Source organism: Ectobacillus panaciterrae DSM 19096, from assembly GCF_000430785.1.
GTDB lineage: Bacteria > Bacillota > Bacilli > Bacillales > Bacillaceae_G > Ectobacillus > Ectobacillus panaciterrae.
The window spans coordinates 91,361-105,242 of record NZ_AUMR01000005.1; the positions used below are offsets into that span (position 1 = coordinate 91,361).

Sequence of the window (13,882 nt, forward strand, 5' to 3'; positions counted from 1 at the left end):
CTCTACACCTCAAATTTATATCCTACGCCCCATACGGTTTGAATATAATCTCCGCTGCTGCCGAACTTTAATCGAATCGTCTTCACATGTGTATCCACCGTTCTTGTGCTGCCGGCGTAATCATAGCCCCAAACTTTCTCCAACAGCTGCTCGCGGCTGAATACTTGTCCCTTATGCTGACATAAAAACAGCAGCAAATCAAATTCCTTTACAGTAAGAGGAATGGCCTCTCCGTCCACTTCTACACGGCGGCCCTTTTCATCAATAAAAATAGGGCCCCATTTTTGCTCATTCTTCACTTCTATTTTTGTATACCTGCGAAGCACTGCCTCTAACCTTGCAATCAACTCGCCTGGGCTGAACGGCTTTACGATATAATCATCTGCGCCTGTACGCAGCCCGGTTACACGATTCCACTCTTCTCCCTTGGCAGTTAAAAAGATAACGGGGATATCCGATTTTTTGCGAATCTCCCTGCATAGCGCAATCCCATCCATTTCCGGCATCATCATATCCAAAATGAGCAGGTCAAACGATTGCTTCTTCATTTTCTGCAGAGCCTGTACACCGTTTTCCGCCTCTTCCCATGCATAACCGGAGTTTTCCAAATACATGCCCACAAGCTGCCGCATATCGCTTTCATCATCTACGATTAGTATATTATATCGTTTCATGCTCTCTCCCCTTTTCGTTCTGTGAAGTGAAATGGCCCTTTTCCCACGGAAAGCGTTTTGATGACTTTCATGGTTTTTGTATCTATCACATATACTTCGTTGCTGTCATAGCTTGCTACGTACAAATTGCTTCCTTCCAATGACACAGCAAACGGGTTGGAACCTACTTCAAGCGTTGCTTCTTCATGATATGTGGCTGCATTAAATTTGCGAAGTGTGGCAGAGCCATGGCTCAATACATAAATGTACGTATTATCTGTAGCGAAGCTGATTGGCATAGACGGTGCAGGAATGCTGCGGATAAGCTGATTGCTGTTTGTATCATAAATATGAACGCTCTCATTCACTTCTTCTCCGTTACCGTGGCCGCCAAGCCAAAGCTCGCTTCCTGACAACTGCGCACCGATAGAAGAAAACGGAATGGACATCGTACCAGAAATCTTCTGCTTATCCCAATCGATGACAGACAGCTTTGTATCCTGAAAATTCATCACATATACATGCTTTTCATCCTGTACCATTGTCATCGGACTATGCCCCACAGAAATTTCCGCTTTCTTTTTTCCTTCTATTGTATATAACTTAACTGTATTGGTTTGCTGGTCCGCTAAAATGACATCTTTACCGTTATATGAAACAAGCGCGTTGGCAATTCCCTTCCCTGTCTTCCACTCGTCTATTTTCTTTCCGTCTTTTAAGGAATATAAGTATACATTCTCCAGCTGCTTTCCATATACGGCAAGCGTATCGCCATCCGGAAATAAAACTGTGCCCATCATCGCCTTATTCAAATGCCATGTCGTCAGTACACGATTTGAATTCGTGTCAATGAAGCTGATGCTTCCTTCTTTTATGTTTGTTGTAATCAAAATGGGTTCCTTAGAGGAAACGGATGTATATGTTTCTGCATTACAGCCTGCAAGCACGACAACCAACAGTATAAGTATCATCCACCGCTTCAATAGCTTCACCTCTTGCGACTTTTCTTTACAATAGCAAATAATTGTGTGGAATGTGTGAAAAATTTCGCTCTTGCTCCATCACACTATATAATAAGAAGAGAATGATTGACAATAGAGGTGGACATCATGCTTTTTCCGGATTTGGCAAAGAAAATCGTCCGCGAAGTGCGGCGGCTCATTGATGAACATATTATTATCATAGATGTGAACGGCATGATCATCGCCAGTACAGATTCAACGCGCCTCGGCACGTTTCATGAAGGGGCGCTGCTTTGCTGTCAGCAAAAGAAAACCGTTATTATTACAAAAGAAGATGAGCACCGGCTGCTTGGAGTCAAGGCCGGGATTAATCTGCCCCTTTTGTTCCATGATGAAGTCATCGGCGTAATCGGGATAACAGGCGCTCCGGAAAATATCTCGCAGTACGGTGAAATTCTCCGAAAGATGACTGAGCTGCTTATTCACGAAAATTATTTTGTTGAGCAATTGGAGCTCGAGCAACGCTCCTACGAAGCATTTGTCTTTGATTGGCTGCAAAGCCGCGACTGGTCTTCCACGTTCCTTGACCGTGCAAAAACGCTTGGAATCGATATGGACCACCCGAAGCAACTGATTATTTTAGCGATGAACCGCGATGACTCCTTGCTGCAGCGCAAGCTTTGGCAGCACATTCACGGCATGCTTCCAAAGCAAGATTTATTTGTACGCTGGGGGAATAACCGATTTATTTTGCTTAAAACCGTTTCACCGCAATCTAAAAAAGAGCTGTTTCCTTATTTAAAGCGGTTGAAGCAGGATTGCGAGTCATTGTTTTCCATTACATTATCGATTGGCGTAGGGCAAGCTGTTTCACCACATAACATGCCGAATTCGTATGACCAGGCGCTTCGGGCTCTTGATATTTCCGTACAAATGAAAGAAATTGTCTTTCACGAGGATTTGCGTCTTGAAATGTGTTTGCAGGATATATCAGATTACACGCGAAGTGAATTTTTAAAAAGAACGATTGAAGACATGTATGAGGAAGAAGAATTACTAGCGACACTGCAGCTGTTCATTGATAACAATCAATCGTATAAAGCGACAGCCGAGCTTCTTCACATTCACATTAATACACTTCATTATCGATTTAAGAAGATCGAGGACATAACCGGTTTAAATCCAAAATCCTTTAAAGATCTTGTCACATTATATTTCGCCACTCTTTTACTGGATAATCATCCAAAAAAAATCCGTTAAAACCGTTTTACTTTTGGATATTTACACATAGCGAGGCTTCCTCGCTTTTTTTATTATAGTATATAGAACACAATATCACAGCATTGCCAGTAAGCAAGATTTGTAAATGCTTTACAAGGGGGAACTTTCATTATGCTAGAACAGCACATTATTGATAAGTTGGCATCGATTGTCGGTTTAGAAAACGTGGATGTATCCAATATGGGCCGCTTGACTTACAGCTACGATGCAACACCTCAATTTCAATCCATGCCGGATGGGGTTGTATCTCCCCGCAGCACACAAGAGGTAGCCGAAATTTTAAAAATATGCAATGAACACAAAATTCCGGTCGTCCCTCGCGGATCAGGAACGAATCTTTGTGGGGGAACCTGTCCTGTAGAAGGCGGAATCGTCATCATCTTCAGACATATGAACAGCATTTTGGAAATTGACGAAGACAACTTGACGGCAACAGTGCAAGCAGGTGTTGTTACGCTTGATATGATTAACGCGGTTGAAGAAAAGGGCTTGTTCTATCCGCCGGATCCAAGCTCCATGAAAATTTCTACAATCGGCGGCAACATCAATGAAAACTCCGGCGGCTTACGCGGCTTGAAATACGGCGTAACACGCGATTACGTGATGGGACTTGAAATCGTTCTTCCAAACGGCGATATCATTCGCACAGGCGGAAAGCTTGCAAAGGATGTGGCAGGCTATGACTTAACCCGCCTATTCGTCGGCTCTGAGGGCACGCTTGGAATTATAACAGAAGCGATTTTGAAATTGATTCCTATGCCGGAAACGAAGAAAACGATTTTAGCGCTGTATGAAGATATTGAAGATGCAGCTCGTGCTGTTTCTGCAATTATCGCTAACAGAATTATCCCGACAACACTCGAGTTCTTAGACCAGCCTACAATTGAAGTAGTGGAAGCTTATGCACAAATCGGTCTTCCGACAGAAGCACAGGCTGTTCTTCTCATTGAACAGGATGGTCCGCCTGAAGTGGTAGAGCGTGATATTGCGAAAATCGAAGAAGTTTGTAAAGCGCTAAACGCTGTGGATGTTCGTGTCGCAAAGGACGAAGCAGAAGCAGAAGCCCTTCGCACAGCACGCCGTAATGCATTATCTGCCTTAGCTCGTTTAGCTCCGACAACCATTTTAGAAGATGCGACTGTGCCTCGTTCTAAAGTGGCGGCAATGGTACGTGCAACAAACGAAATTGCCCAAAAATACAACGTAAAAATTTGTACATTCGGTCATGCAGGCGACGGCAACCTTCACCCTACTTGCCCGACTGACGTTCGCAACCAAGATGAAATCCACCGCGTGGAAGCAGCTTTCGCAGAAATCTTTGAAAAAGCGGTCGAGCTTGGCGGCACCATTACAGGCGAACATGGAGTAGGCGCGATGAAGGCCCCTTATTTGGAATTGAAGCTCGGCCGTGCCGGCATCGAAGCGATGAAATCCATAAAGAAAGCATTCGATCCGAACAACATTATGAACCCTGGTAAAGTATTTGCGAAGGATACACGCAAAAGAGTGGTGGCAGAATAATGACAACGCTAGATAAAGCAAAAATTCAAGAAGAATTTAAAGCGCGCATGGATGAAGATGAGCTGCTGAATTGCATGCGCTGCGGCTTCTGTCTTCCGACTTGCCCGACTTACATTCAATCCGGATATAAGGAATCTCACTCCCCTCGTGGACGCATTGCTTTAATGAAGGCTGTTGCAGACGGTTTGATTGAACCGGATGAAGATGTGGAAAATACATTAAACGTCTGCCTTGGCTGCCGCGCTTGCGAGCCTGTTTGTCCGTCCGGCGTAAAATACGGTCACTTGCTTGAAGAAGCGCGCGACATTATTAACCAAAACAAAAAGTTTTCCGCACCTATAAAAGCAGTACGCAAACTTGTATTTAATGAGTTGTTCCCTCATCAAAACCGCATGAGAACGATGACTGGTCTTCTCGGTCTTTATCAGCGTTCCGGTTTACAAACAGTAACGCGCAAAACGGGCATCATGAACTTGTTCCCGGAAACGCTGGCAACTATAGAGCGCGTCCTTCCGAAGGTGCCGACAATGAAGGAAATGAAAAACCGGCCGGAATTCTTGCCTGCCCAAGCTCCGAAGCGTAAGCGCGTAGCCTTCTTTAAAGGCTGCTTGATGGACACGATGTTCTTGGAAACAAACAACGCCACAATGAAGCTGTTGCAGCTTGCGGGCTGTGACATTGTCATTCCGAAAGAACAAAACTGCTGCGGCGCGCTTCACGGTCATGCCGGCGAAAAGAGCGGCGCAAGAGAATTGGCAAAGAAAAATATCAAGGCATTCGAAGACCTCGGCGTTGACTATATTATTACAAACGCCGGCGGCTGCGGTGCGTACCTTGTGGACTATGACTACTTATTAAAAGATGAGCCGCAGTGGGCAGAGCGCGCAAAGCAATTCACAGCAAGAATTAAAGACATTTCCGCTATTCTTGTGGCGCTTGATTTCCATAAACGGAAACTGCAGCTGCCGGTGCAGATCACGACATACCAAGACTCCTGTCACTTGCGTAATGTGCAAAAAACAGCTGCACAGCCTCGTATGCTGCTGCAAGCAATTGAAGGTGCAAATTACCGCGAGATGAAGGATGCAGACCGCTGCTGCGGATCTGCAGGCATTTACAATATTGTTCACTCTGAACTCTCTATGCAATTTTTAGACTATAAAATGGAGCGCGTCCATGAAACAAGCGCGACAACGATTGTTACCGCTAACCCTGGCTGCTTGCTGCAAATGAAGCTCGGCATCGAGCGGGAAGGTCTCGCAAGTAAAATGAGAGCCGTGCACATCGTAGATTTCCTGCTAGAAGCAGTTGAGTATACAGAAAAACAGGAAAAAGACGCATTAGCGGAGCGGGCGAGGTTCTCTGGTGACAGCGCCTAGCCGGCGAAGCTAGACATACCGTTTTTTATATGATTTCCTATTCTATATATGAGTGAATGATAATTTCGACATTTCCATGTGCTATGTGCAACCAAAAGGGAGTATGGCATGCTTCTTCGCTCTGATTTACCTTTGCCTGAACCAAAGGTTTGACCGCTTCTGCACGTCTTTTAATCTCTCCCCACTATCAACGTTTTTTTTATTCACTTGTATATAGTACAAAAGGCATCTCCTCCTTAGAGATGCCTTTTTTCGTTCATGTTGCAATATTAACGCTATGTTACCGCATTGTTAACAAAAGCGACAGCAATGTTACAAACATGTTAAAAACTTTCCATAATTATCCCTCCTTACACCTTCAAAACCCTTATTTTGCGCCTTTTTTCAACTTTAACTCTAGAAATTTTATCCATCTATTCTATCAAGAAATACTTCGTTTTTTTGGAGTATCTTTCCTTTCATTTATTTGCAACACCTTACTATGTCTCATTTTGAAAACGAAAAAATTCGCTTTTATATCGTATTTCAAAATCAGGATTTTAGGAAAAAGACGGAAAAAAACTATCGTAAGAAAAGTTTTCCATCTTTTCTTCCTAGCAAACTATGTTACTATGAGTTTGTCAGCAACAACGGTTGGCAAATAACAAATAACCATACCGAAAACATTCGTTTCTATATAAAAGAAACAAATACTTTCAGGAGGTACTAACATGAAAAAAACTCTTTTATTATCTTTGGCAGCAGCAACTGCTTTTACATTCGGTGCAACAGGGAATCATGCGAAGGCTGAAACGATCCAGCCGGCTAACATTCAAAAGGTAACATTCTCAGCACCACTTAACTGTTTATATCAACCTATGAATCAAGCAGATTTGCAGGAATTTATCACGAAGTTCTTTGCTGAGCATCAAATTGATTGGAAACCAATTATCGTTCAGCCAAGCGGCAACGCACCAACAGACAACGTGACACCAGTTCCGGCTCCGGCTCCGGTATCTAAACCGACAACAGCTCCGGCTCCGGCATCTAAACCGACAACAGCATCTAAACCGACAACAGCATCTAAACCGACCACAGCATCTAAACCAACTACAGCATCTAAACCAACTACAGCATCTAAACCAACTACAACATCTAAACCGACAACAGCTCCGGCTGCTGGCTCACTTAGCCAATATGAGCAGCGCGTTGTGGATTTAACAAACGCAGAGCGTGCAAAAGCGGGTCTTCCTGCGTTGAAAGTGGATTCAACACTATCAAAAGTAGCAAAAGCGAAATCACAAGATATGTACAATCAAAACTACTTTGATCACAACAGCCCGACTTACGGTTCTCCATTTGATATGATGAAGCAATTCGGTATCTCTTACCGTACAGCAGGCGAGAACATCGCAATGGGTCAACGTACACCGGAAGAAGTTGTAAAAGCTTGGATGGATAGCCCAGGACACCGTGCCAACATCTTGAACAACACTTACACGTATATCGGTGTGGGGTATGTAGAAGGCAAAAACATCTGGACACAAGAGTTCATTTCAAAATAAGCGATAGCCTCCCTTTTATGGGAGGTTTTTTTATTGTATACATATTTCGTTTCTTTATACTGCACACCCCTTCCTTTCATGTGAATTATTGCTAAACATGCTTTTCAGCCAAATAGCAACACTATAAAGGATAACTCTTATCCTAAAAGGAGGGCATCATTATGAAGAAATCTCGTCTCATAACAGGCGTAACAGCATTGGCGCTTTCTTTATCTCTTTTAAGCGGCTGTAATGTAGGAACCAAAACGAGTCAAGAAAATCGTAAAATAAATGATTCAGCCACAAAAAAGGTAGTAAATACAGGTAGAGGATATATTACAATGCGTCCGATTTCAGCCACACCGAATACGAATACGGCTGATCAGGATTTGAATCGCTATACAAGGGAGCGTTACAACCGTTATCCTAGCAATTATTATGGCTACAATCCAAGGGTGGCACAGCCGCAGGCGCCAAATACGACAACACCGAATACGACATCGCCAAAAACAACAACACCGGCTCCAGCAATTCCGGATACAGTAACACCAGCTCCGACTCCGCCTACTCCTAGCTCCAATATTGCCCCCATTGACAGCACACTGATGCAGGTCGTGGACCTCGTAAACGCAGAGCGAAGAAAAGCCGGTCTATCCGATTTAATAATGGACACTTCTTTATCAAGCGTAGCAGGCACAAAAGCGCTTGATATGGAAAACAAGGGCTATTTCTCTCACCTAAGCCCGACGTATGGTTCTCCTTTTGACATGCTAAGATCCTTTGGCATCACGTTTCGTTCTGCCGGAGAAAATATCGCAAAAGGCCAACGAAGCGCACAGCAGGTTGTAACAGATTGGATGAACAGCCCGGGCCACCGTGCTAACATCCTGAACAGCTCCTATACGCATATCGGCGTAGGACACACAACGGGAAAAAACTGCTGGGTACAAATGTTTGTCAGGAAATAAGGAAAGCGGAGACGGCTCGCTCAGGCGCAGAACCAGAGGTTCTCGCCCCTCAAAAGCGCTTTTTGCTTTTGTGCGGGCGAGGTTCTCTGGTGGCAGCGCCTAGCCGGCGGAGCTAGACATCAAGGAAAGCGGAGACGGCGCAGCTTTTCCCCAAGCTCCATACTTTCTTACATTTAAAAAAAAATCGGCTTAACAGCCGATTTTTTTATTTTAATGAAAAAGCTCATTTACATTTGAATAAACTTTTTTAAGTCTGCCGGCAGCGGAATTTCCACTTCTATCTGTTCATGTGTAATCGGATGAAGCAAGCGAATGCGTGCTGCATGCAGCGCTTGCCGTTTTAAGAGCGAAGTATGGCCGCCGTACAGCGTATCTCCTATGAGCGGGTGTCCGAGATGGCTCATATGAACGCGAATTTGATGTGTTCTTCCTGTTTCCAGCTCCAGTTCGACTAAAGTTATGTTTTGCTTAGGAAGATAACGCACCGCCTTGTAATATGTAACTGCCGGATCTCCCTTAGGCGAGACTCTTCTTCTCGTGGCATGATGGCGGTCACGACCAATCGGTTCGTCAATTTTTCCTTGCCCCTTCTTTACTTTTCCTTCTACAAGCGCCCAGTATGTACGTTTAATCTTGCGCTCCGTCAGCAGCCGATCCATGATGGCTCCTGCCAATGCGTGCTTTGCGAATACGACACCTCCTGTCGTATCCTTATCCAAACGATGAATGTGGCGCACCTTTGTATGAATGCCTTCTGTCTGGAGATGAAAAGCGACGGCGTTTGCAAGCGTACCTTTGCCCCCCTTTTCCGACGGATGCGTATCCATACCATACGGCTTGTCTGCAATTAGAACATGATCATCTTCATACACGATGTCAGCCTCTATGTACTCCGGTTCTATGCCGTACACCTCTTCCGGAAACAGCCATACCTGCAGCGTATCTCCCTCTTTTACAGCCTCCGTCCATCGCACAGCTTCTCCGTTATATAAGACAGCTTTTTCCATCCGAAATTGATGCAGCAGCTTTTTCGGGACCTGCCATTCTTCTTTTAAAATTGTTTCAATGGTTTTCCTGCTCCAAGCAGCAGGAACAATAACGAAGCACCATTCCCCTCGCTTCTCTGTATACACTCTTATCACCTTGCTCTCTTTATTATATAAGAAAAGCGCACCGGCTCGCTCAAGCGAAGCTAAACATACTCCGGAATTTTATACTTCCCTATTGTACATAAAAAAAAGGCTCGTTTCCACACGAGCCCTTTTCTTTAAACTCCTTCACATGCTTGCCGATGAATTTCAGCCAACTCGATAACTAACGGCAGCTTCGGATCGGCAGTTGTGCATTTTTTCACGCGCTTCTTCATCACTGTCGTCTTTATATACTCTTGGTAAATACTCACATAACGTTTTCACAAATATTACATTAACATTTATTACTTTTTCACTTGCATCATTCTAATTTTTTTGTTATATTTTAATATTTTATTAAATTTTCGTAAAGGAGACAGATTCTTTCTGCAGGCCTTCAGTCATATGATAAAATAAGAATATATCTTATACAGAAAGGATTTTGATACCATGCTTGCTCGAAGGAGCATCTGGCAACGTCGAGATTTGTCTTACACTTAGCGTTTCTGTTTACTGAGTCCATCTAGGTAAACAAAAACGAAAGTGGGCGAAATTATGTTGGATCAACGGCCTTGTTATTCCTTCTGTTATATATAGCAGCGCAGTTAGTTGTGAAACTAACTGCACATAAAGAGCGTCTGCTCTTTCTATATATGGCGTAGTTAGTTTCTGAAATAATAAAAAACTAACTGCGAAAGAGGAATAACTATGAAATGGATTCGTTGGCGAGAAGTAAGTATGATAGTATTCGGTTCATTTGTATTAGCAGCAGCATTTTACCACATTCACGTGCAAAACAATCTGGCAGAAGGCGGATTTATTGGTATTGCTTTATTAGTGAAGCAATTCTTCAATGTCTCCCCGTCTATCACCACTCTCCTGCTCGATATTCCTTTAATCTTACTTGGTTCAAGATTACTGGGCAAACGATTGGCGATTAAGACGATTATCGGAGCGGCATCCTTCTCCTTCTTTTATGCGTTGATGGAACGTTACTCACCGTTTAAGATCAATCTATCCGGACATTTATTTATCGCAGCCGTTATCGGCGGCGTTCTTGTAGGATTTGGTCTTGGTCTGATCTTGAGATACGGCGGTGCTACAGGAGGAGACGATATTTTATCACTGATTGTAAGCAAAATATCTCGTCTTTCAGTTGGAAAAGTTTACTTTTTATTTGACGGCATTGTTTTAGCTGTATCGCTTATTTATTTGAACTGGAACCAAATCGCTTATACTGTCTTATCCGTTGCTGTGTGTGCTTATATTACGGATTTGGTAATGGCGTATCATAAGAAAGATTCTGCTGAAGAAGCATATATATAAGAAAAGCGGAACCGGCTTGCCCAGGCGCTGCCGGGGAAGCTGGACAATACCGACAAACGCAGCACGTGAGAAACTCGTGCTGCGTTTTTTATATGGGCATAGCGAACCTGCCGAGTATGGTAACGGTCAAACACTTTGAAGCGCCCTCTCCTGTATCTTTTTACTAAGCATGCAGGTTTTTTTGTGTGATTACCGTGAGCATCATGGGTTTCAAAAGTGTCAAAGAAATATGGAACGGCTCGTCACGAAGCCGTCATGAAAAAAGTCCGCCTCACGCAGGCGGACTTTTTTCATGACGGACTTCTTTCATTTTGCCGAGCATTTCTTCCGCCTTAATCTCATAAGACAAATCGTTGAAAAATGAAGCCAATCTTCTGTAGTCATTATAAGCATCAAGCAAGGAATCAATTTGCTCCTGAGGCGTAGCTACGGGCGTCTTTTTGATATTCTTCACCTTTACCGGATAACTGTAGCCCCACATGTCATTGATTTTATAGTATTCATCCTCTACCTGCACAACCTTTACAAGCTCGTCCTCTTCCGCATCCATCGTATAACTGTCAAATTCCCGCAGCAATTCATATACAATATGCGTCCACTCATCCTGCGGATAAAATCCCTTTTCCAGACGATAACCGACGATACGGTAGATATGTCCATCGTTTTGTGCAAACTGCACTGTGTCATTCAGCTTGAACTTAAAATACCGAAACATCTGCCCTCACCCATTCTTGTAAGAAATCTCCTTACCACATACTATTGGCAAAAGTGAGGGAACTCTATTCATAAAGTCTTCGCATACGCTGCAAAACTGCTTCCTTGCAGACATTTTTTCCTGCGCCGAATTAAATGAAAGAATATATACAGTTTGAGAGTATCTCCGGCTTATCACAAACGGCGTATGGACGCCGGTTCATGCTCCGCTTTTCGCTTCTTTTTGCACCTTCTGCTTTGCAAAGAACCACCAGTTCCAATCTCCAAACAGCTTCATCAAGCTTGGAACGAGCAGCAGCCGCACGACAGTAGCGTCTAAAAAGATAGCCAATGCAACACCTAGTCCCATTTGCTGCACAGGCAAGATATCGGTAAACGCAAATGCGCCTGTTACAACAATCATAATTAAAGCAGCTGATGTAATGATCCGGCTTGTCGAAACAAGACCTTCGAGCGTTGCATAATTATTATCCCGTGTTTCATTGTATAGCTCATACATTCTCGAGATTAAAAAGACCTCATAATCCATGCTGAGCCCGAATACAAGACCAAAAATAAATACAGGAAGCACAAACATCACCGTGCTTTGCTCAAGACCAAACCGGCCGCCCTGAAAGAGCCAGACAATGATTCCAATTGTCGCGCTTAAGCTTAGAATGTTCATGACAATGGCCTTTAACGGAATGAGCAGAGACCGAAACGCAATCATTAAAATCAAGAAGGTTGAACCGAGAATCACCGCCATGCCAAGAGCGATTTTGTTAATAATCTCATCTTGCAGCTCCTGTTCAAATTTTGTAAGTCCGCCTACATAATACGTAATTCCTTCTTGCTTATAATTCTTTTTGAAATCCCGCACCCACCGCTTCGCTACTGCCGCCTTTGGCTTCGCTTGCAGCGCCACTTGAATAAAGGTGCGGTTCTTATTCGTATATGCTTCAACTGCGGGCTGCACCTGTCCTTTTTGCGGCGATTGCAGTATTCCGTATAACTGATCGCTTGGCATATTGTTCAGCGCCTCATATACGCTTGTCACTTTGTATACAGCTTTATCCTGCTGCAGCTTCTTCACGATCCGATCAAGCGCCGCCAAGTTTTCTTTTTCTGTTACATTGCCGTTCATCTCAACGACAATCGTTGCATCTGCATGCATCTTAACAATATTGTTGAACTCCTTTTCATACCGTTCATGGGAGATGCGCGCGTCGCTCGTTTCCGGTAAGGATTCGACCCCAGGAAACTGAAAATCCGCACCGCGCAATGGCAGCAAACAAACGAAAATAACAGCCAGCACAGCAACAACCATCATAACAGGACGCTTCATCACAAAATTTGCAAATGTGCGCCAAGCGCCTGCCGATTTGCTTTCGCTCCACTTTGTCCGGCGCGCCAGACGTTTCCCGATTATGGACAAAGCGGCAGGCAAAACCGTAAGCGAAAACAAAATGCTCATCACAACAACGATCATGCCGCTGATTGCAACGGATTGTATGTAATCGATTTTGAAAAAGAACAATCCCGAAAGACCTACAAATACACAAAGTCCGGAAAAAACAATCGAACGGCCTGCTGTTTGATAAGTAACGGCAATCGCTTCGCCAATCTCCCTTTTCTCAAGCTCCTCGCGGAAGCGATTGACAAACAATAAAGCAAAATCAATGGACAGCGCAAAGCCAATCATCGGCGCCACGTTCAGGACGAAAATCGAAAGCTCCTTTTGCTGACCGACAAAATATAAAATCCCCATTGTCGCAACTACGCTGAGAATCCCGTTTATAATTGGAAGTAAAGATGCGATCAACCTTCCGAACGAAAACAGCAAAACAAGAAAGGCAATCGGCAGTCCGATCATTTCCGCCTTTTTCAAATCGCTTTGACTTCGTGCATTGATTTCATCATTGATCACCGCAAAGCCGGTCGGCGATACTTTGACAATTTTATTGCTTTCTTTTTTAATACTTTTGGCAAAAGCAAGCGTATTGTCCGTCAATTCTTTATTTGTTTTTCCTTTGAATAAAATTGTCGCGTAAGCAATGTCACTCTTTTTCATCGCCGGATTATGTAACGGATGCCGAAAAGAAGCATAGCTTTCGGATGACTCAACCTTTTGGACAATTCTTCTGATTTCATCCGTAAATTGCTGCTCCGACGCGCCTTTCTCTTTTTGAAAAACAAGAAACAGTGTATCCTGAGACTGCTTAAAATCCTCTTCTAAAATCTTTCTCGTTGTTTGATAATCACCTTTTGTTTTAAAGCCGTCTCCCCCTAATATTGAGGGAAGTCTCGGTGCAAAAAAAGCGAGAGCCACGGCAAATGCCAAGACAAGCAAAATGAAGGCGAAGCGAAACCGGTGAATAAAGAGGCCGATGCCCCCCCATGCATCCCTTTTTGCAACAGTTGTTTTCATGAATTTTTCCCTCCTCAA

The 13,882-nt window shown here is 43.7% G+C and carries 12 protein-coding genes; 6 read left to right on the forward strand and 6 right to left on the reverse strand.

Annotation, left to right across the window (positions count from 1 at the left end; translation table 11 throughout):
* Positions 1 to 2 precede the first annotated feature (2 nt).
* Together H540_RS0103225 and H540_RS0103230 are read right to left on the reverse strand one after the other, a co-directional pair.
* Positions 3 to 674 (reverse strand): response regulator transcription factor, encoded by a 672-nt coding sequence (locus tag H540_RS0103225; RefSeq protein WP_028399391.1) that lies wholly within the window; start codon positions 672 to 674, stop codon positions 3 to 5.
* The gene (locus tag H540_RS0103230; protein WP_028399392.1) at positions 671 to 1,636 is read right to left on the reverse strand and encodes a YncE family protein; all 966 of its coding nucleotides are present in this window, start codon (positions 1,634 to 1,636) and stop codon (positions 671 to 673) included. Before H540_RS0103230 ends, H540_RS0103225 begins: the two co-directional genes overlap by 4 nt.
* A 126-nt stretch (positions 1,637 to 1,762) precedes the next feature.
* Between H540_RS0103230 and H540_RS0103235 the strand changes: the two genes are divergently transcribed.
* The 5 genes from H540_RS0103235 to H540_RS0103255 all read left to right on the forward strand — a co-directional run bounded on the left by H540_RS0103235 (position 1,763) and on the right by H540_RS0103255 (position 8,287).
* Positions 1,763 to 2,875, forward strand: coding sequence for a CdaR family transcriptional regulator (locus tag H540_RS0103235; RefSeq protein WP_028399393.1), 1,113 nt, complete (start codon positions 1,763 to 1,765; stop codon positions 2,873 to 2,875).
* A 132-nt stretch (positions 2,876 to 3,007) separates the two neighbouring features.
* Entirely contained in the window at positions 3,008 to 4,417 is a 1,410-nt protein-coding gene (gene glcD / locus H540_RS0103240; RefSeq protein WP_028399394.1) for a glycolate oxidase subunit GlcD, read from the forward strand.
* Entirely contained in the window at positions 4,417 to 5,796 is a 1,380-nt protein-coding gene (locus H540_RS28880) for a (Fe-S)-binding protein (RefSeq protein ID WP_081414986.1), read from the forward strand. Before glcD ends, H540_RS28880 begins: the two co-directional genes overlap by 1 nt.
* Positions 5,797 to 6,506: 710 nt before the next feature.
* Positions 6,507 to 7,340: a CAP domain-containing protein gene (locus H540_RS0103250; RefSeq protein ID WP_028399395.1), complete on the forward strand. Its 834-nt coding sequence runs from the start codon at positions 6,507 to 6,509 to the stop codon at positions 7,338 to 7,340.
* A 161-nt stretch (positions 7,341 to 7,501) separates the two neighbouring features.
* Complete coding sequence (locus H540_RS0103255; RefSeq protein ID WP_028399396.1) at positions 7,502 to 8,287, forward strand: CAP domain-containing protein; 786 nt, start codon at positions 7,502 to 7,504, stop codon at positions 8,285 to 8,287.
* 227 nt (positions 8,288 to 8,514) lie between these two features.
* Here H540_RS0103255 and H540_RS0103260 read toward each other — a convergent pair whose 3' ends face one another.
* Complete coding sequence (locus H540_RS0103260; protein ID WP_028399397.1) at positions 8,515 to 9,420, reverse strand: RluA family pseudouridine synthase; 906 nt, start codon at positions 9,418 to 9,420, stop codon at positions 8,515 to 8,517.
* Between the two features lie 134 nt (positions 9,421 to 9,554).
* Positions 9,555 to 9,689, reverse strand: a complete 135-nt coding sequence (locus tag H540_RS35105; RefSeq protein WP_281172449.1) for a hypothetical protein — start codon at positions 9,687 to 9,689, stop codon at positions 9,555 to 9,557.
* Between the two features lie 466 nt (positions 9,690 to 10,155).
* Here H540_RS35105 and H540_RS0103265 point away from each other — a divergent pair, with 466 nt between their 5' ends.
* Positions 10,156 to 10,743, forward strand: coding sequence for a YitT family protein (locus H540_RS0103265; protein ID WP_051316977.1), 588 nt, complete (start codon positions 10,156 to 10,158; stop codon positions 10,741 to 10,743).
* Between the two features lie 271 nt (positions 10,744 to 11,014).
* Here the strand turns inward: H540_RS0103265 and H540_RS0103270 are convergent, their stop codons facing one another.
* Both H540_RS0103270 and H540_RS0103275 read right to left on the reverse strand, forming a co-directional pair.
* Entirely contained in the window at positions 11,015 to 11,458 is a 444-nt protein-coding gene (locus tag H540_RS0103270) for a hypothetical protein (RefSeq protein WP_028399399.1), read from the reverse strand.
* A 198-nt stretch (positions 11,459 to 11,656) separates the two neighbouring features.
* The gene (locus H540_RS0103275; protein WP_028399400.1) at positions 11,657 to 13,864 is read right to left on the reverse strand and encodes an MMPL family transporter; all 2,208 of its coding nucleotides are present in this window, start codon (positions 13,862 to 13,864) and stop codon (positions 11,657 to 11,659) included.
* Positions 13,865 to 13,882: the final 18 nt, after the last annotated feature.

Bases quoted from the DNA above. Each gene is read 5' to 3' on its own strand.
- H540_RS0103225 (WP_028399391.1), bottom strand. From the start codon at position 674: ATGAAACGATATAATATACTAATCGTAGATGATGAAAGCGATATGCGG.
- H540_RS0103235 (WP_028399393.1), top strand. From the start codon at position 1,763: ATGCTTTTTCCGGATTTGGCAAAGAAAATCGTCCGCGAAGTGCGGCGG.
- glcD (WP_028399394.1), top strand. From the start codon at position 3,008: ATGCTAGAACAGCACATTATTGATAAGTTGGCATCGATTGTCGGTTTA.
- H540_RS28880 (WP_081414986.1), top strand. From the start codon at position 4,417: ATGACAACGCTAGATAAAGCAAAAATTCAAGAAGAATTTAAAGCGCGC.
- H540_RS0103250 (WP_028399395.1), top strand. From the start codon at position 6,507: ATGAAAAAAACTCTTTTATTATCTTTGGCAGCAGCAACTGCTTTTACA.
- H540_RS0103255 (WP_028399396.1), top strand. From the start codon at position 7,502: ATGAAGAAATCTCGTCTCATAACAGGCGTAACAGCATTGGCGCTTTCT.
- H540_RS0103265 (WP_051316977.1), top strand. From the start codon at position 10,156: ATGATAGTATTCGGTTCATTTGTATTAGCAGCAGCATTTTACCACATT.
- H540_RS0103270 (WP_028399399.1), bottom strand. From the start codon at position 11,458: ATGTTTCGGTATTTTAAGTTCAAGCTGAATGACACAGTGCAGTTTGCA.
- H540_RS0103275 (WP_028399400.1), bottom strand. From the start codon at position 13,864: ATGAAAACAACTGTTGCAAAAAGGGATGCATGGGGGGGCATCGGCCTC.